The 16,331-nt window shown below is 66.8% G+C and carries 12 protein-coding genes; 6 read left to right on the top strand and 6 right to left on the bottom strand.

Annotated elements, in window-relative coordinates; translation table 11 throughout:
• Positions 1–16 precede the first annotated feature (16 nt).
• On the bottom strand, positions 17–1,045 hold the full coding sequence (locus FDY95_RS12485) for a LacI family DNA-binding transcriptional regulator (RefSeq protein ID WP_138078108.1): 1,029 nt from the start codon (positions 1,043–1,045) through the stop codon (positions 17–19).
• Positions 1,046–1,273: 228 nt separating this feature from the next.
• Here FDY95_RS12485 and FDY95_RS12480 point away from each other — a divergent pair, with 228 nt between their 5' ends.
• Together FDY95_RS12480 and FDY95_RS12475 are read left to right on the top strand one after the other, a co-directional pair.
• The gene (locus FDY95_RS12480) at positions 1,274–1,816 is read left to right on the top strand and encodes a GNAT family N-acetyltransferase (RefSeq protein WP_138078107.1); all 543 of its coding nucleotides are present in this window, start codon (positions 1,274–1,276) and stop codon (positions 1,814–1,816) included.
• Positions 1,817–1,920: 104 nt separating this feature from the next.
• On the top strand, positions 1,921–2,577 hold the full coding sequence (locus FDY95_RS12475; RefSeq protein WP_138078106.1) for a sce7726 family protein: 657 nt from the start codon (positions 1,921–1,923) through the stop codon (positions 2,575–2,577).
• Positions 2,578–2,619: 42 nt separating this feature from the next.
• Here FDY95_RS12475 and dinB read toward each other — a convergent pair whose 3' ends face one another.
• Entirely contained in the window at positions 2,620–3,714 is a 1,095-nt protein-coding gene (gene dinB, locus FDY95_RS12470) for a DNA polymerase IV (protein WP_138078105.1), read from the bottom strand.
• A gap of 277 nt (positions 3,715–3,991) precedes the next feature.
• Between dinB and FDY95_RS12465 the strand changes: the two genes are divergently transcribed.
• A complete protein-coding gene (locus FDY95_RS12465) occupies positions 3,992–4,675 on the top strand; it encodes a response regulator transcription factor (RefSeq protein ID WP_138078104.1) in 684 nt (227 codons plus the stop codon).
• Positions 4,676–4,773: 98 nt separating this feature from the next.
• Here the strand turns inward: FDY95_RS12465 and FDY95_RS12460 are convergent, their stop codons facing one another.
• On the bottom strand, positions 4,774–5,046 hold the full coding sequence (locus FDY95_RS12460) for a hypothetical protein (RefSeq protein ID WP_138078103.1): 273 nt from the start codon (positions 5,044–5,046) through the stop codon (positions 4,774–4,776).
• A gap of 188 nt (positions 5,047–5,234) precedes the next feature.
• On the opposite strand from FDY95_RS12460, the gene FDY95_RS12455 reads away from it, so the two are divergent.
• The 3 genes from FDY95_RS12455 (at position 5,235) to FDY95_RS12445 (ending at position 8,017) form a co-directional block, all read left to right on the top strand.
• A complete protein-coding gene (locus FDY95_RS12455; protein ID WP_138078102.1) occupies positions 5,235–6,221 on the top strand; it encodes a hypothetical protein in 987 nt (328 codons plus the stop codon).
• A 362-nt stretch (positions 6,222–6,583) separates the two neighbouring features.
• A complete protein-coding gene (locus FDY95_RS12450) occupies positions 6,584–7,600 on the top strand; it encodes an NAD(P)/FAD-dependent oxidoreductase (protein WP_138078101.1) in 1,017 nt (338 codons plus the stop codon).
• A gap of 90 nt (positions 7,601–7,690) precedes the next feature.
• Positions 7,691–8,017, top strand: a complete 327-nt coding sequence (locus FDY95_RS12445; protein ID WP_111478403.1) for a 2Fe-2S iron-sulfur cluster-binding protein — start codon at positions 7,691–7,693, stop codon at positions 8,015–8,017.
• A 181-nt stretch (positions 8,018–8,198) separates the two neighbouring features.
• Here the strand turns inward: FDY95_RS12445 and FDY95_RS12440 are convergent, their stop codons facing one another.
• The 3 genes from FDY95_RS12440 to FDY95_RS12430 all read right to left on the bottom strand — a co-directional run bounded on the left by FDY95_RS12440 (position 8,199) and on the right by FDY95_RS12430 (position 15,904).
• On the bottom strand, positions 8,199–8,669 hold the full coding sequence (locus tag FDY95_RS12440) for a hypothetical protein (protein WP_138078100.1): 471 nt from the start codon (positions 8,667–8,669) through the stop codon (positions 8,199–8,201).
• Between the two features lie 245 nt (positions 8,670–8,914).
• On the bottom strand, positions 8,915–9,391 hold the full coding sequence (locus tag FDY95_RS12435; RefSeq protein ID WP_138078099.1) for a hypothetical protein: 477 nt from the start codon (positions 9,389–9,391) through the stop codon (positions 8,915–8,917).
• A 108-nt stretch (positions 9,392–9,499) separates the two neighbouring features.
• Positions 9,500–15,904, bottom strand: a complete 6,405-nt coding sequence (locus FDY95_RS12430; RefSeq protein ID WP_138078098.1) for an alpha-2-macroglobulin family protein — start codon at positions 15,902–15,904, stop codon at positions 9,500–9,502.
• Positions 15,905–16,331: the final 427 nt, after the last annotated feature.

Below are 16,331 nucleotides of genomic sequence, written 5' to 3'. Positions count from 1 at the left end.
GGGGGGGTGAGGAGCCCTACCGCAGCGACGAATCCCGCACGATGAGCTGGGGCTTGAGCACGATGCGCTGGCCGGTGAAAAACTCCGTGCGCTTGAGAATCTGCAGGAACAGCTGCACGGCGGCCTTGCCCATCAGCTCGCCGCGCTGGTCTACGGAGGTCAGTTGGGGCTTCACCATCGTGGTGAAGGGCTCGTTGCTGAAGCCGGCCAGGGCCACGTCCTGGGGCACGCGCAGGCCCCGCGCCTCCAGCAGCTGCAAGGCCCCGCCGGCCGGAAAGTCGTAGGCCGAAAACACCGCGTCGGGGCGCACCGGGCCGTCGAGCAGCTGCTGCATGGCTTCGGCGCCGGCTTCGGTGGTGGAGTTGCGCAGGCGCACCACCAGCCGCTCGTCGTAGCGCAGGCCGTGGGCCTGCAGGGCGTCGCGGTAGGCGCGGTGGCGGTCGGCGGTGGTATTCACGGTGCTCGGCCCGGCGAAGTGCGCAATGCGCTGGCAGCCCTGTCGGATCAGGTGCTCCACCACTTGGTAGGCCCCGCGGTAGTCGTCGACCACCACGCCGCAGGCGTTGGGCAGCCCGGTGGGCATCCGGTCGAAAAACACCAGCGGCGTGGCCTGATTCCGCACCTTCTCGAAGTGCTCGAAGTGGCTGGTCGTGTTCGACATCGACACCAGCACCCCGTCGACCTGGGCCTTGAGCAGGGCCTCCACGTGCTTGCGCTCCTGGGCCTCGTCCTCGTTCGACTGGCAGATGAGCACGTTGAAGCCGGCCTGACTGGCCACTTCCTCGATGCCGTGCACCACGGCCGGAAAAAACGCCCCGTTGATGTGCGGCACGATAACGCCCAGCATGTTGCTGCGGCCACGGCGCAGGGCGGCGGCGAGGCTGTTGGGGCGGTAGCCGAGCTTGTCGGCCAGGGCCCACACCTGCGCCTTGGTCGCCTCGCTCACGTCCGGGGCGTTGTTGAAGGCCCGCGAAATGGTCGAAATCGACAGTCCCAGCTCGGCGGCCAGGTCGGCAATGGAAAGGCGTTTGTTGGCTTTGGCCATGCCAGAAGTGCGAGGTAAGCTCGGCGGCGGAATGCGGATAGAGGGCGGGGCCGCAGCGGGCCCCGGGTGGCCGAATCGGCAGGTATTCAGAGGCGGGCCGCCGTGCGCGGCGGGTGGCTCCGCCCCTTGCTGCAAGCTACTCAACTTTGCCCCGCCCGCCTAGGCCCGCAAGCCGCTTTTCGCGCCGCCAGACCACTTTTTACGCCCCAGGCCCGGTACTTTTGCCGCATGATTCCTGATTTGCACCTGCGCCCCGCTACCCCGGCCGATCTACCCGCGGTGGCCGCCCTGGCCAACTGGGCCTACCGCGGCGAAGGCGGCCCGGTGGGCTGGACGGCCGAGGGCCACCTGCTCGGCGGCCCCCGCACCGACGAGGCTGCCCTGCGCGAGCTGCTCAGCCAGCACGCCACCGACCACGCCGCCCTGCTCCTCGCCCACGCCGCCACGGGCCAGCTCATCGGCTGCGTGTTCCTCCACCCCCAGCCCGAGGCCCTGTACCTGGGCCTGCTCACCGTCGCGCCCGACCGGCAGGGCACGGGCCTCGGCCAGCTGCTGCTCTCGGCCGCCGAAGCCTACGCCCGCCAGCACCGCCGCCCGGTGGTGCGCATGACGGTGCTCGAAGCCCGCCCCGAGCTGCTGGCCTGGTACGCCCGCCGCGGCTACCGGCCCACCGGCCGCACCGAGCAGCTGCCCGCCGAAGGCCGCCACGGCCAGGCCCAGCAGCCGCTGACGTTGCTGGTGCTGGAAAAGTCGGTTTTCGACGCCGAATAGCGCCTTCCGGCAGCCGTTACCGCTCATGCCAAGCCGTCGCGCCGCGCAAATTCAGCTCCGGGGATGGTGCATCAGCCACTGGCCGTGGTTATCTTCGGGATTCCATGAACGACCCGGAAATCCGCGCCCTGCTCTACCCGCTGCTCCAGGGCGGCGTGTACGTCGATGAGCTGCCCACCGGCACCACCCGCGCCGACGTGGTGCACATCACCGCGCAGTTCATGCACGGCTACGAGCTGAAAAGCGACGGTGACACGCTGCTACGGGTGAAAGCCCAGCTACCCTGCTACGCCCGCGCCTACGACTTCGTAACCTTCGTCGTCACCGAAAAGCACCTGACCAAGCTGCTCGACGCGGTGCCGGAGTGGGTGGGGGTGCTGGTGGCCTCGGCCGAGGGACTGCGCGAGCACCGAGCCGCCCGCTACAACGCCACCGTGGAGCGCGGCGCGGTGGCTGGCCTGCTGCGCCTCTCGGAGGTGAAGCAGTACCTGATGGACCACGGCCTGCACCACGTGAGCCTGCTGCGCCGCCGCGACGTTATCAAGTTGCTTAACGGCACCCAGGTCATCCTGCTCTCCCACCTCTGCCAATTCGTGCGCGAGCGGCTGATAGCGCGCATGCCCCAGCGCCTCGAAAACCGCGAAGTGCGCAAGGCCGAGCGGTCCACCAAAAAGCGCCTCAAGGCCCGGGGCCGCAAGCCCACCGGCGGGGCCAAAGGCAAGCCGGTGCACGTGCCCGCGCCGAAAAAGCGGGCGGCCTGAGCGGGAGTTGCGGCCGGTTAACCGCACTGCCAGCAGCGGTTCTCAGAACCCGAACGAGAGCTGCCGCCCTACTACCTCGCCCGCCGGCTCCAGCGTCGAGAGCGAGGCGCCGAGCAGGCGCACGCCCTTGGGCAGCGGCAGCAGCCCGCGCAGCAGCTCGTGGCCGAGCTGCGTGAGCATGGCGGCCGAGGCAATCGGCGTGAGCACCGTGCGGCTGCGCGTGATGAGCTGAAAGTCCGCGTACTTCACCTTCACCGTCACCGTGCGGCCCAGGATTTCGGCCCGCTGGCAGTACTCCCACACCTCGTCCAGGCAGGGCTGCAGGCCGTCGATAAGCTCTTCGATGGTGGTCATGTCCTGCGCGAACGTGGTTTCGGAGCCCACCGACTTGCGCACCCGGTCGGGCACCACGGGGCGGTGGTCTTTGGCCCGCGCAATGGCGTAGTAGTAGCCGCCGGCCTTGCCGAAGTGCTGCCGCAGAAATGCCTCCTCTTGGTTGCGCAAATCCAGCCCGGTGAAGATGCCCAGGTCGTTGAGCCGCCGTGCGGTGGCCGGCCCGATGCCGTGAAACTGCCCCACTTCCAGCCCGGCCACGAAATCCGGGCCCTGCTCGGGCCGGATGACGAACTGCCCGTTGGGCTTGCGGAAGTCGGAGGCGAGCTTGGCCAGAAACTTATTGTAGCTGATGCCCGCCGAGGCCGTCAGCTGCGTCTGCTCCCAGATTTTGGCCCGGATTTCCCGCGCTATCTGCGTGGCCGACTGGATGCCCGGCAGGTTCTCGGTCACGTCGAGGTAGGCCTCGTCCAACGACAGCGGCTCGATGAGCGGGGTGTACTCGGCGAAAATGGCCCGGATCTGCCGCGACACGGCCTTGTATACTTCGAAGCGCGGCTTCACGAACACCAGCTCCGGGCACAGGCGCTGGGCCGTGACCGAAGGCATGGCCGAGCGCACCCCGAACTGTCGGGCCTCGTAGCTGGCTGCCGCCACCACCCCGCGCTGCCGCGCCCCGCCCACCGCCACGGGCCGGCCGCGCAGCTCCGGCTGGTCGCGCTGCTCCACCGAGGCGTAGAACGCGTCCATATCCAGGTGAATGATCTTGCGCTGAGGTACCTGTGGCTCCACTTCCGGCTCCATTTGCTAATTCGCTTGGCAAAGATAAGGCCCGCCACCTTGCCACGTTAGCAGCTTCCGATGCCGCGGCTGGCAGGTACGGTAGGCGCCGGGCCCCGATGTCCAGCAAGCCGCTATCAATCAATCTAAAGCCGTTCAGCAAGCCGTGCTGAATTATACCGGCGGCCCGCAAATCGACGCCCTCGATTGATTAAAATAGTGGTATATCCAGATTTTATTTTGCCGAACGAATGCGGATGCCGTTTATTAGTATAGCCAACCTCTTTCTCCGCCGCGCCCCATGTCCTCCGCCCCCGCCACCTCTCCTCCCCCCGACACCATCCCGGTGTTGCTCGTCGACGACCACCAGCTGGTGCTTGAAGGCGTGCGGGTGCTGCTGCAGAACGAGCCCGATCTGCGCATTGCGGCCACGGCCAGCTCGGGCGTGGAGGCCCTGCGGCAGCTGGCGGCCCACCCCGAAGTACGCGTGGCCGTGGTCGACCTGAACATGCCGCAGATGTCGGGCGTGCAGCTCACGCAGGCCATCCGGGCGGCCCACCCGGCCGTGCGCATCATCGTGCTCAGCATGTTTCACGACCACACCTCGGTGCAGGAAGTGCTGGCCGCCGGCGGCGCGGGCTACCTGCTCAAGAACACCACCGCCCACGAGCTGACGGACGCCGTGCGCCGGGTGGCCGCCGGGCGCACCTACTTCAACGCCGAAGTGGGCGCCACCCTGCTCGAAAACCTGGACGTGCCCGCCGCCCGCGACGCGGCCGAGCAGCCGGCTTCGCTTACCGCCCGCGAGCGGGAAATCCTGCAGCTCATTGCGGGCGAGTATTCCAACGCCGCCATTGCCGAAAAACTGTTCATCAGCGAGCGGACCGTGGAAACGCACCGCCGCAACATCTTCACCAAGACCAAGAGCAAGTCCATCATCGGCCTGATTCAGTACGCGCTCAAGCACAAGCTCATCCGGTTGTAGCCCCGCGCCGCCGGCTGTGCCTGTCGAGGCTTCAAACCATAAAAAAGCCCGCCGAAGCTTCGGCGGGCTTTTTTGTATGTGAGGGCGAAGCCGGCTGGTCAGGCGGCTCGGCTTAGTCGTTCGCGCTGCACCACGGCTTCGAAGGCCTTGGTTTCGGGCCGGGGCGGGTGGCCCAGGCCGGCCAGTTCTTCGATAGTCAATTCGCCGTCGATGTAGCGCTGGAGTTCGGTGAGGATGGCGGCACTTGGTCGGGTGCCGCCCAGGGCAGCCACGGCAATACCCCACTCGGCGTGGTTCTGCCGTTTGTGCCGGGCGGCCTGCTCCGCTTCGGGCAGGTCCGCAGGAATGTCGTGAAAATATTTACTGGACATTGACTGTGAATCAGTTGACGGACAAGCTTCTTATACGCAAAATTACTCCGTGGATGTTATGGTGACTTTCCCGGCCTCAATAGGACTTCGCCCGCGCCAGCCGCCCCGGCCCGATTCTTCAGCTCGACAATAACTTTTCGAAAATCCGGCTAGTACATAATTGCCCAAACCAAAACCCATTCCCATCCATGGCAAATTACAATCAGCACCGCGACGAGGACCGCTACGACAACCGCGGCCGCAATCAGCAGAACTGGAGCAACCGCTCGGGCGACGAGGACCGCGCCGGTCGGAATTCGGCGCCTTACGACGCCCAGGACCGAGGCTCCCGCTCGGGCATGTCGGCATCTTATGACGACTACGCGGACCGCGACTATTCGGCCGGCCGCCGTACGGGCTCGGGCATGTCCGGCATGGGCATGTCGGGCATGAACTCGGGCCTGGACCGCGAGGACTACCGCAGCGGCCGGGGCATGCAAAACAACATGGGCCGCTCCGACTACGGCCGCAGCGGCATGGATAACGACCGGCGCGGCAGCTATTCGACGGATTACGGCTACGGCTCCTCGGGCCGCGGCAGCTCGATGTCGTCGGGCATGGACCGCGACGAGTACCGCGGCGGCTCCTCGTCGTACGACCGGGATTCGTCGCGCGGCATGAACGCGGGCATGAGCCGCAGCAACGCCGACATGGACTACGACGGCTACGGCAGCACGAACTACTCCTCGTCGCGGCGCGGCGGCATGGGCAACGGCTACGGCAGTGACTCCTCCGAGCGCGACGACCGTTCGGCCTCGTACGGCCGGGGCAGCTCGTCCTACGGCTCATCGAACTCCTACGGCCGCAACAGCTACGACAACACCGACGACTACCAGGGCCGCGGCTCGGGCCGCCGCGGCCGCAACGACGACATGGACACGGACCGCGGCAGCCGCGGCATGTCGGGCATGAATTCGGGTATGTCGGGCCGCGATAATTCCTCGTACGGCTCGTCCTACGGCTCCTACGATTCGGCGACCTACGGCCGCCACAGCGACTACGACACCGACATGGACCGGGGCTACGGCAACCGCACCAACTCAGACCGCAGCAGCCAATACGGCCGCGGCTGGAACGACGAAGACGACCACAACGACCGCAGCCGCCGCGACAATGACCGCCGCGGCCGCTACTAGCAGCCAGGCTCGTTAATTGAAAAGCCGGCGCGGGAGTTTCCCGCGCCGGCTTTTTGGTGTCTGTTGAATTTCAGTCTCAATTCTTTCGTAAACAAGTTTACATTGAACAAGATAAACGTGTTTACAATATTTCATCTGCTTTTCGTATTCTTCTGAGGCGCAATATAGAAAGTCTGATTGCTTGCAGAAACCAGCGTTAGCCTTTCAGCAGGCCGCTTCGTGTGCGTTTGGGCCGGCTGGCGTACCTTTGCCCACCGTTTGCAGGCTGTCGGCAACCTCTTGCCCCCGGCGGTGGTTATCAGCCTGATTCTGACGGCGCCGCTTTCCCGCAGCCGCGCTCCGCTGACCGTTTTACCCCCGTAATGCACCCTACCATTTCCACTGACATCTGCATCATCGGCGCCGGCCCCGTGGGGCTGTTTGCCGTGTTCGAAGCCGGCCTGCTCAAGCTCCGCTGCCACGTCGTCGACGCGCTGCCCCAGGTGGGCGGCCAGCTCTCCGAAATCTACCCGAAGAAGCCCATCTACGACATTCCGGGCTACCCCGAGGTGCTGGCCGGCGACCTGATTCAGAACCTGATGCGCCAGATCGAGCCCTTCCACCCCACCTTCACGCTGGGCGAGCGGGTGGAGAAGTTCGAGAAGCTGGAGGACGGCACCTTCCACCTGACCACCGTGGACGGCACCGTGATTCACTGCAAGGCCATTTGCATTGCCGGCGGCCTGGGCTCGTTTGAGCCGCGCAAGCCCGCCATCGAAAGCCTGGAAAACTACGAGGGCGGCAAGGGCGTGTACTACATGGTGCGAGACCCGGAAACCTTCCGCGACCAGCGCATCGTCATTGCCGGCGGCGGCGACTCGGCCCTGGACTGGACCATCTTCCTAGCCAACGTGGCCAAGGAGGTGACGCTGGTGCACCGCGGCACCACTTTCCGCGGCGCCGCCGACTCGGCCGAGAAGGTGAAAACCCTGCACGACGCGGGCAAGGTAAACCTGGTGCTCAGCTCGAACGTGACCCACGTGCACGGCCCCGACGCGCTGGAAGCCGTGACCATCACCGCCAACGACAGCACCGCCCGCACCCTGGCCGTGGAGTCGTTCATTCCGCTGTTCGGCCTCACGCCCAAGCTGGGGCCCATCGGCGAGTGGGGCCTGGAGTTGGAAGACGACGCGGTGAAGGTGAATACGCTGGACTACTCGACCTCGGTGCCCGGCGTGTACGCCATCGGCGACATCAACACCTACCCGGGCAAGCTCAAGCTCATCCTCTGCGGCTTCCACGAGGCTGCGCTGATGGCCCAGGGCGCCTACAAGCACATCTACCCCGACAAAAAATACGTGCTGAAGTACACCACCGTCAACGGAGTACCGACGCTGTAATTTGAGTTGTCCGTTGCGGGTTGTCAGTTGTCCGTTTGTGCTGATGCCTAGCCTGACAACTCGCAACGGACAACCGACAACTCAACAACTATGACCGACGAAGTACGCGTGTACGTGGAGGACGCGCCGGGCCAGCGCACCGAGCTGGTCGCCCCCACCGATATGGGCCTGAGCCTGATGGAAGTGATGAAGGCCTCGGGCTACGACATCCAGGCCACCTGCGGGGGCATGGCCCTGTGCGGCACCTGCCACGTGGAGGTGCTGGCCGGCCCCGAGCTGCCCGAGCCCTCCGACGACGAAATGGCCATGCTGGAATCCCTGCCCATCATGTCGCAGGGCAGCCGTCTCTCCTGCCAGATCCGCATCACCGAGCGCCTCGACGGGCTGGTGGTGCGCCTGATGCCGCAGAACGCGTAGCGCGCTTCCTGCCGGCCTGGGCTTTACTCCTGTTGCTTTGCGGCGCAGCTCCTTCCGGGGCTGCGCTTTTTTTATGGCATGGCCCTGCAGTAGTGAGCGGGCCGCCTGTCAGTATCCACTATAAAAAAGCGACGCCCCGGGCCGGGACGTCGCTTTTTTATATGGCAGCTGGCGCTGAAGCTTAGCGGCGGCGGCGCGCCGAAGACTTCTTTTTCGAGCTGGAGGTCTTTTTCTTGGTCACCGTTTTCTTCCGGCTGCTGCGGTGCGAGGCCGAGGAGCGGTGGCGCCGTGCCGACGAGCGGTGCGTGGTAGTGGCCGGCTTGGCAGCCTCGGCTTTGGCGGCTTCTTCGGCGGCCATTTCCGCCACCGTGGGCGGGCCGATGGCGACGGCGCCGCTCGTGGGGTCGGGGTGCGGCGGGGCGGGCTGCACTGAGGGCATTTTCTTGCGCGGCGGCATCAGGAAGGTGCGCTCGGCGCGCTCCTGGGCGCTCAGCTTTTCTTCGCCGGCCAGCACGGGGCCTACCGGAATGACGGCTTTACCGGAAGTGTCCACGGCCTTACCGGCCTGAACGGTGGATTTAAGGCCCTTTTGAGCCTGGGCAGTTAGCGCAATTACGGCCAGCGCGGCCGTGCAAAAAGCGGTTCGTAACATCAGCAATCCTCCAGGGAATAATCAACCGAACTGCGAAAGTACCAGCCCCGGCCGGGAAATTCAACCCCGGAATCATGCAATACCTGTCCCAACATGGGTTCAGCGGGCCTCAGCCAACTAAATAGCCCTCAGCCGCTTCCTGTTTTTTTGTTTGCGGAGTTTCATCATGGCGCGAGGAGTCACCGAAACGCGGTCCTCACCCGGCTAAGCCCTTGCCCGGCCAACGGCGCCTTCCCCGGCCGCGTTCAGCGGCGCAGGTGCTCGTCGGTAATGACGGAGCGCGCCACGCACTCGTCGATGAAGCGGCTGAAGGGCTGCTGGGGCAAGGGTTGAATCAGCGGCTCGCCCTCGGCCACGTAGGCGGGCATGCAGTAGTAAGGCGTCGGGTCGGGCTGGTCTTCGTCGAGGTAAATGAAGCCGAACTGCTCGCAGCCGTCCAGCTGGTCCGTCACCCAGAACGGCCGCTCGATTTGCTGCCCGTATTCCCGCAGGCGGGCCCGGGCCCTAGTCTGCAGCCACGCGTAGCCCAGGCCTATGTCAAGGTCTTCGAGGTTGCAGTGGCCGCCGCCCAGGTACAGAAACTCGCAGTAAGCCTGCGGAAATGGCCGGCCCTGGTTGTACTCGACCTCCAGAGCCTCAATGGCGGGCAGCGTCAGCCCCTCGTTGGTCCAGCGGCGCAGCTTCGGGTGCGCGGCCATCTGGTGCAGATAGTGGATGGTCATGGAAAACGAAGATGGATGGGCACCCGGTTTATCATGTCGGGCGGAGCGAGACACCCGGAGCAACGGACCAGCCCCGAGGTTTCGCTCCGCCCGCCACGACCGTTTGGGTTATTGCGCCCCGATGCGCAGGCGCTGCCCGGCGGAGTGGCTAGTGAATTCGGGGGCGTACATGCACTGCACCTGGCTGATGCCGGAGCTATAGTCGCCGGCCAGGGAAGCGCGCAGGCGGTACTCGAACACGTGGCTGCCGCGGGGCAGTTGGTCGAGGAAGAAGTTGGTGGCCGCGTCGCGGGGGCTTTCGTAGTAGCCCAGGCCCTGCTGGTAGCGGTAGCCCGAGGTCTGGCCGATGAGCTCCAGGCCGGCGGCGCGGGCATCCTTTAGGTGCACGTACTCCAGCTCCCGGTCGGTCTTGAGCGTGAGGCGCACCACCAGCACCTCCCCGACCCGCAGCGGCGCGCCGGCCGTGAGGGGCGTGAGGACGGGGCCGCTGGCGCCGGGCGTTTCGCGGAAAAGCTGGCGGGTGAGGGTGAGCGGAGCGTTGTCGGCGGCGGTAATCTTGTCGAGCTGCTCGAAGTACTGCCAGTACAGCCCGCCCCAGGCTACGCCGGCGTCGGTTTTCTGCACCGTCACCTGGCCCATGTCGGCGCGTACCTCGGCGGCGGGGAAGCTGCGCTTCACGTAGCCCGAACCGGCTTCGGCGCCCTCGGTGGTGTTAATTTTCGTCGAGCCCAGGCTGACTTGCAGCGGCTTGGCCGGTTCCAGCCAGTTGCGGGAGCCTTGCAGCAGCAGGGCGTAGCAGGCGTCGGCGGTGGCGCGGGTGCTTTCCCAGTTGTGGGTGCGCTTGTGGCTCAGCAGCCACAGCTTCATTTCCTCCACCGACTGCTCATCGCCCACGACTTCGTGGAAGGCTTCGATGAGCAGGCTCTGGGTTTCGACGGGCGCCTGTTGCCAGTAGTAGCCGGCGCGCACGTCCTTCCAGTACAGGCCCAGCTCCTCGGAGCGCACCGCGTTCTGGCGCAGGGCTTCGATGATGAGCGCGGGCACGTTTTTGTCGGACTGCCCGCCCTGGAAGCGGTGCAGCGTCAGGGCAGCCATGCCCTGCAGGTAGCGGCTGCGCTTGGGCCAGTACTGCGCGGCCTGGCCGCGGTAGTAGGCGTGGGCCGCTTGGGCCGCCTTGGCCACCGGCAGCTCATTCAGCCAGTAAGTGCGGGCGTAGAGGGCGTGCAGCGCGTCGTCGCCGAGGTGGTCGTCGGTGAGCTTCACGCCCTTGGTTTTGCGCAGCCGGTCGTAGTCCTGCTGCAGCTCCCGGTCGAGGTAGGCGGTGGCGCGCTGCAGCAGGTCGCGGGTGCGCTCGTCCTGCGTGGCATCGAAGGCGCCGAGCTGGCGCAGCTTGCCGAAGCCGGCCACGATGAGCTGGGTGATGTAGCGGTTGTCGGGCATCTGCTTGAACCACGGGAAGGCGCCGCTGGGGCTTTGCATTTCCAGCAGCTTCTGCACGGCGCGCTGGGTTTCGGCCTGCAGGCGGGCGTCGTCGAAGAGGTCGGCGAGGCGGCGCATGCGCTCGGTATCGGTTTGCCCGTCGCGCACCCAGGGCGTTTCCTGCAGCAGCAGGTTTTTCAGCTCCTGGTTCTGCTCCAGCTTGGAGCGGAAGGCCGTTTTGTCGCCCGAGGCGGCGGCCTTTTTCCACTCCGCCAGCACCGGGCGAATCAGCGGGTTTGCCTGCAGGATGCGGGCGGCCAGCAGGTTGGCGTAGAGGCGCGAGAAGGTCTGCTCCGAGCACTCGTAGGGGTACTCCATCAGGTAGGGCAGGGCCTGCACGGCGTACCAGGCGGGGTTGCTGGTCAGCTCCAGCGTCAGGCTCTGGTTGCGGCGGGTGGCCGAGGTCGTGCTGGTGAGCTTCTTCAGCTCAAAGGTGCGGGTGCCGGCCCCGCGCACCGTCAGCGGCAGGGCTTCGGTGACGAGCAGGCGGTTGGGCAGCACCGGCAGCGTGTTTTCCTCGCCGTCGGAAAGAGTTGTCAGTTGCCGGTTGGCAGTTGTCGACTTTTTAGCCTTGCGACGGGCCTTTTTCTCCTTGCCTGACAACTCCTTACCGTCAACCGGCACCTGAGCCGAAGCCACCACGCGGTAGGTCACGGCTTCGAGCGGCACGGCCTGGTCGGCCGGAATGGCCACGTCCCAGCCCACGGTGGTGCTCTGGCTGGCGGCCACGCTAAAGGTTACCTGCGCGGGGCTTTTCAGCAGCTGCGCATCGAGGGGCTGGTTGGTGCGCGCGTCGAGGAGCTGCAGCTGGGCGGTGCCGCTGAGGGCCTGGGCGGCGAGGCTGCTGATTTTGGCGGTCAGGCGCAGCTGGTCACCCTCGCGGAAGAAGCGCGGGGCGTTGGGCGTCACCATCAGCTGCTTCTGGGTGACGAGCTGCCGGGCCAGCAGGCCGGTTTGCAGGTCGGGCGTGTGGGCCAGGGCCAGCAGCTGCCAGCGCGTCACGGCTTCGGGCATCTGGAATTCCAGCACCACTTCGCCCTGGGCATTGGTGCGCACGGCGGGCTGCCAGAAAGCCGTTTCGCGGAAGTCGGAGCGAACGGGCACGGCGCTGAGGTCGGCCGCCGGCTTGGGCGTGCCGTAGCCGACGGTGACGACCTCGTTCAGGGCAGCATTGGTCACATCCATCAGCCCCGCGGCCTTCTGGTTGGCGGACATGGACTTCGCCATCATTGGTGCGGGTGCAGCGGCCATTTCCATTTGGACGCCGGCAGCGCGGCCTCGTAAAACGGTGTTGGCACGGCCGTATCCTACAACTGCTTTTTCGTCCGCTACAACTTTTGTTGGCAGACGTCGGATGTTTTTCTCCAACTCCCGCCATTCCCAGTAATCCAACCGCAGCTCGGGGTAGGTATAAGAGTCCGCGCCAACGGGCTTACCCGCAAACTCCGCAAACAGCGTTTCCCACTGCGCCGCGCCGAAGCGGCCGCTCCAGCCGAACCGCTCCCCGAAGTAGGGCGGCGTCAGCTCGGGCCGCTGGAAGGCGTGCGGGCGGAAGTAGTCCAGCGACTGGTCGTAGAGCGTGGCCAGCAGCTCGGCCTCGGCGGGCTTGCCCTGGCTGTTGCGGATGGTCACGCGCCAGGTTTCCTTTTCGCCGGGCTGCAGCTTGTCGCGGAAGGTGCTGATGTCGAGAGCCAGCGGGCGGGGCGGCTCGGCCACCTGGATGGTGGCTTCTTGCTGGTAGAAGCGGCCGTCGTGCACCAGCATCAGGCGCACGTACAGCGGGCCCGTCTGGCCGGCCAAGGTGGGCAGGCTGAAGAGTCGCTGCTCCCGGCGCAGGGTCAGCCATTCGGCGCGCAGCAGCTGGCCGCGGCTTTCCACTTCCAGCCGGGCCGGCGTGGCCTCGTCGAAGCCGGTGCCGAGCAGCACCTGGGCGGCCTGCCCGGGCGCCACCGAATCGTGCACGGCGGTAAGCCAGGCGGGCAAGGGCAGCGGCAACTGGGCGGCTGTGGGGTTATAGAGCGTGAAGCCGAGGCGGGCCCGGGCGGTGTCGGCGCCGGTGCGGCTTTCGGCTTCGAGCAGGTAGGCTCCGGGCGCCTGGGCGGCCAGGGCCTTGGCCACCTCGGGCAGGGCGCCGGTTTGCTTGGTGTCGAAGGGCCACTCGCCCACCAGGCGCTTGGGCCAGGTATCGGCGTCGGCTTCGCGCAGCCAGGGCTCGTGCGGAAACAGTTGGGCGTGCTCCTCGCGGGACAGGCCGGGCTGGTCGGGGCGCGGGCCGAAGCGCGGGTGCAGCACCCGGGCGGGCGGCGTGAGCTGGTAGAGGCGCACGGTGCCGGCGGCGGGCACGGTTTCACCGGTGGCGTTCTGGCTGCGCAGGGTGAAGCCCTCGGGCTCTTGCTGATTGACTTCGCGGGGGCCGCTCAGCGTGAGGTTGAGCGGGGCGCCGCCCAAACTCACGCCGCGCTGGGCCGAGCGGGTTTCGCCGTTGGGGTCGGTCACGTCGGCCGTCACGTCGAACACGTAGGTCGGCCGGCCCGGGCGCGGCCAGTAACCCTCGTCGTCGGGGTTGGGGTCGTCGTTCAGCGTTTCGTCGGGCGCAGTAGCGGTGAAGCTGATGCGGAAATGGCCCTGCGCGTCGGTTTCGGTCGTGCCGCTGGCAATCTGCTGCTCGCCGCCGCGGCCAGGCAGGTAGGGCCGGCCACCGCCGCCCCGCTCCCCTCCGAAGCCGAAGTCCAGCGCCAGCCAGCCAAACATCGGCCACACCGTGCGGCGCACCACCCGGTACTGCACCGTGGCCCCATCCACGGCCGGACCGGCGTAGGCCGTGGCCGTGCCGCGCACCGACAGCGTGTCGCCGAGCTTGGGCGTGCCCAGCACCGGGTCGAGGGTCACGAAGAAGGTCGGGCGTTTGTAGTCTTCCACCGCGAAGCCCTGGTCGCCGAGCTGCTCGTCGTTGCCGCCGTCTTGGGTTACCGCCACCAGCCGCATTTCGCCGTTGAGCAGGCCGCCGGGCAAGGTCAGCTCGCCGTGGAAGGAGCCGTAATCGGAGGTGGTAAAGGGCAGCTCCAGCACCTGCTGGCTGTTCACGTCGAGCAGGCGCAGGCGCACCGGCAGGCTTTTCACCACGGCGCTGCGCCCGTTCTGCGGCTGCACCACAATGCCCTTGAAGTACAAGGTCTGGCCGGGGCGGTAGATGGCGCGGTCGGTATAAATGAACGCCCGGCGCGGCACGCGCGGCTCCGCTTCCAGGGGCGGGCGGTAGCCGTTGAAGCCCTCGGCCAGCACCAGCGAGTCGCGGCCCTGGCTGAGCAGCACGGCGCGCATGTAGCGGCGCTGGCCCTGGTCGGCGGGCACGGTGAGGTGGCCGTCGGCGGCCGTGGGCTGGGCCGGACCGGCGGCGTACTGCCACTTGCCGTTGTCGTAGAGTTGGTACCAGGGCTGCACCTGTACGCCGCCGTTGGGCTGGCCCGTGCGGCGGTTCAGGGTCCAGAGGTCGGTGCCGCCGGCCGGCGCGGCGCGGTGTACCGCCGCCAGCTCGCTCACCGACACGAAGGCGTAGGTGGTCGTCACGCCCGCGCGGGTTTTGGTCGGCTGGCTGTCGGCGGTGCTGATGACGACCAGGTAGTGCCCGGCAGGTAGTACGGGGCCGGCCAGCTCGGCGCGGTGGCTTTTGTAGTCGGCGGGGCCGGGCAGGGCCAGGGCCCACTCGGCGGCGGGCTTGGCGGCCAGCTGGCGGGCGTAGGCTTTGGGCAGCTCGGTGCCGCGCTGGCCGGTGGCTTCGCGCAGCACCGCCGCGGCCGGAATGCGCCAGGCAAAGCCGTGGGCGCGGGTGAGGTTGCGGTACTGCACGCTGAGCAGCATGGCCTGCCCGGGCAGCTGCACTTCCTGGGTCTGCACGCTCAGTTCGGGCCGCTCCAGTTGGTTCAGCAGCTGCTGGGCCCGCCCCGCCCCCACCGATTTGGGGAAGCGCTGCCCGGCGGCCTTGGCCAGCTCGGCGGCTTGCGTCAACTGGTTGCGGCGCTGGGCCAGCTCGGCCCGGTCGGCCTGAAAATCAGCCCAGGCGGGCAGGGCTTCGTAGGCCCCCTGGGCGCGGCGCAGGGCCGCGTCGTAGGCAGTGTGCTTGTTGGGGAAAGCGGCGTGCTGATACACGAAGGCGAGGCGCCGCCGTTCCACGTCGGCGCGGGCGGCCGGGGTGCCGCCCTGATGAAAGCGCGTGAGCTGCTGCCAGAGGCGCAGGGCGTGCCAGGGGCCGTTGAGCGAGTCGGCGGCCGGGGCGGTGAGCGGCAGGGCCAGAAACTCCGCGTCGGGGCCGAGCAGCTTGGGGTCGGTGAAGCGGAACTGCTGGGCGGGCTTGGTCAGGTACAGCTCGTCGTCGTTCAGCCCCTCGATGGCGCGGTGGGTCAGCAAATCATAGAGCGTGGGGCGCAGCGCGGCGCCGGCGGCATCGGCAGGGGTGGCGAGGCGGCCCAGCTCGCGCAGCGTGGTCTGCTGCTGGCGGGCGGCGTCGGTTTCCACCGAGGCGCGGTAGTGGCGCACCACCTGGGCGGCCAGGCGGGCGGCATCCCAGGTGGCTATATCGGCGCGGTTGGGGTCGTTACTCGGGTCTGAAGCTGGCTCCGGCGCGGGTTGGGCCACGGCGGTGCGGTCGTAGAGGCGGTAGCGGTTCTGGCGAAGGTACTGGTGGTAGTGCTCGGCCAGCAGGGAGTGCAGCAGCGGGCGAGCCGGGAACGTGGCCGCGGGCAGGTCGGCTTCGAGCAGTTGGATGCCTTTCTCGTCGGCGTCTTCTTCGCGCTCCTCCAGGATGTGCAGCCGGTAGGTCAGGGCGCGCACGTAGTCGGCGGTGTGCCGGGCAGCTCGGGCTTTCTGGTAAATGTCGAGCACCAGCTTCTGCGCCGCTTCGGTCTGGTCCTTGGCCAGCAGCGCATCGATTTTTTTCCACTGGGCATCGTAGGGGCCACCGGCGGGCGGGGCGGAAGCGTTGGAGGGCAGCACCATCAGCAAAAGCCAGAAGGGTATCAGCAGGAGGGAAAAACGCATGGGCAAAGCAAGGTATTTACAACCAATAGGTGCGAACGAGGCACGGTTTCCATACGCGGCCCGTCGGCTTTTATTACGGCCTGACTCAAGCACCGGGCCATAAAATAACCGCCCCGGCCTGCTCGTTCACGCCCGCGCGCAATGGGACGTTGGGCGGTTGGGCCTGACTTCTTCGCCGGCGGCTTGCTTGCCCAATGGAGACTCGCCCAACCGCCAGCCGACCCCGCCTTTCCCTGAAACAACTCCTTTCTACTTCATCCTGACGTCAGATCGATAAGCGCCCGGCTGTTGTCGCCCAACCAATTATCAATTATCAATCAAATTGTTAGCCCCAACTACAATAACAAAAACCACTATACCCAGCCCTTTTCAAAAGTCATGCAGCTACCGATAACGGGGCTTGCCTTCTGCTACCGTCGCACTTATT

Source organism: Hymenobacter jeollabukensis, from assembly GCF_005771675.1.
In the GTDB taxonomy this organism is placed as follows: Bacteria; Bacteroidota; Bacteroidia; order Cytophagales; family Hymenobacteraceae; genus Solirubrum; species Solirubrum jeollabukense.
This window is presented reverse-complemented; position numbering and strand designations above follow the sequence as displayed.

What these genes read in the sequence shown, in the direction of transcription:
- FDY95_RS12485 (WP_138078108.1), bottom strand. Translation starts at nt 1,045, where the DNA reads ATGGCCAAAGCCAACAAACGCCTTTCCATTGCCGACCTGGCCGCCGAG.
- FDY95_RS12480 (WP_138078107.1), top strand. Translation starts at nt 1,274, where the DNA reads ATGATTCCTGATTTGCACCTGCGCCCCGCTACCCCGGCCGATCTACCC.
- FDY95_RS12475 (WP_138078106.1), top strand. Translation starts at nt 1,921, where the DNA reads ATGAACGACCCGGAAATCCGCGCCCTGCTCTACCCGCTGCTCCAGGGC.
- dinB (WP_138078105.1), bottom strand. Translation starts at nt 3,714, where the DNA reads ATGGAGCCGGAAGTGGAGCCACAGGTACCTCAGCGCAAGATCATTCAC.
- FDY95_RS12465 (WP_138078104.1), top strand. Translation starts at nt 3,992, where the DNA reads ATGTCCTCCGCCCCCGCCACCTCTCCTCCCCCCGACACCATCCCGGTG.
- FDY95_RS12460 (WP_138078103.1), bottom strand. Translation starts at nt 5,046, where the DNA reads ATGTCCAGTAAATATTTTCACGACATTCCTGCGGACCTGCCCGAAGCG.
- FDY95_RS12455 (WP_138078102.1), top strand. Translation starts at nt 5,235, where the DNA reads ATGGCAAATTACAATCAGCACCGCGACGAGGACCGCTACGACAACCGC.
- FDY95_RS12450 (WP_138078101.1), top strand. Translation starts at nt 6,584, where the DNA reads ATGCACCCTACCATTTCCACTGACATCTGCATCATCGGCGCCGGCCCC.
- FDY95_RS12445 (WP_111478403.1), top strand. Translation starts at nt 7,691, where the DNA reads ATGACCGACGAAGTACGCGTGTACGTGGAGGACGCGCCGGGCCAGCGC.
- FDY95_RS12440 (WP_138078100.1), bottom strand. Translation starts at nt 8,669, where the DNA reads ATGTTACGAACCGCTTTTTGCACGGCCGCGCTGGCCGTAATTGCGCTA.
- FDY95_RS12435 (WP_138078099.1), bottom strand. Translation starts at nt 9,391, where the DNA reads ATGACCATCCACTATCTGCACCAGATGGCCGCGCACCCGAAGCTGCGC.
- FDY95_RS12430 (WP_138078098.1), bottom strand. Translation starts at nt 15,904, where the DNA reads ATGCGTTTTTCCCTCCTGCTGATACCCTTCTGGCTTTTGCTGATGGTG.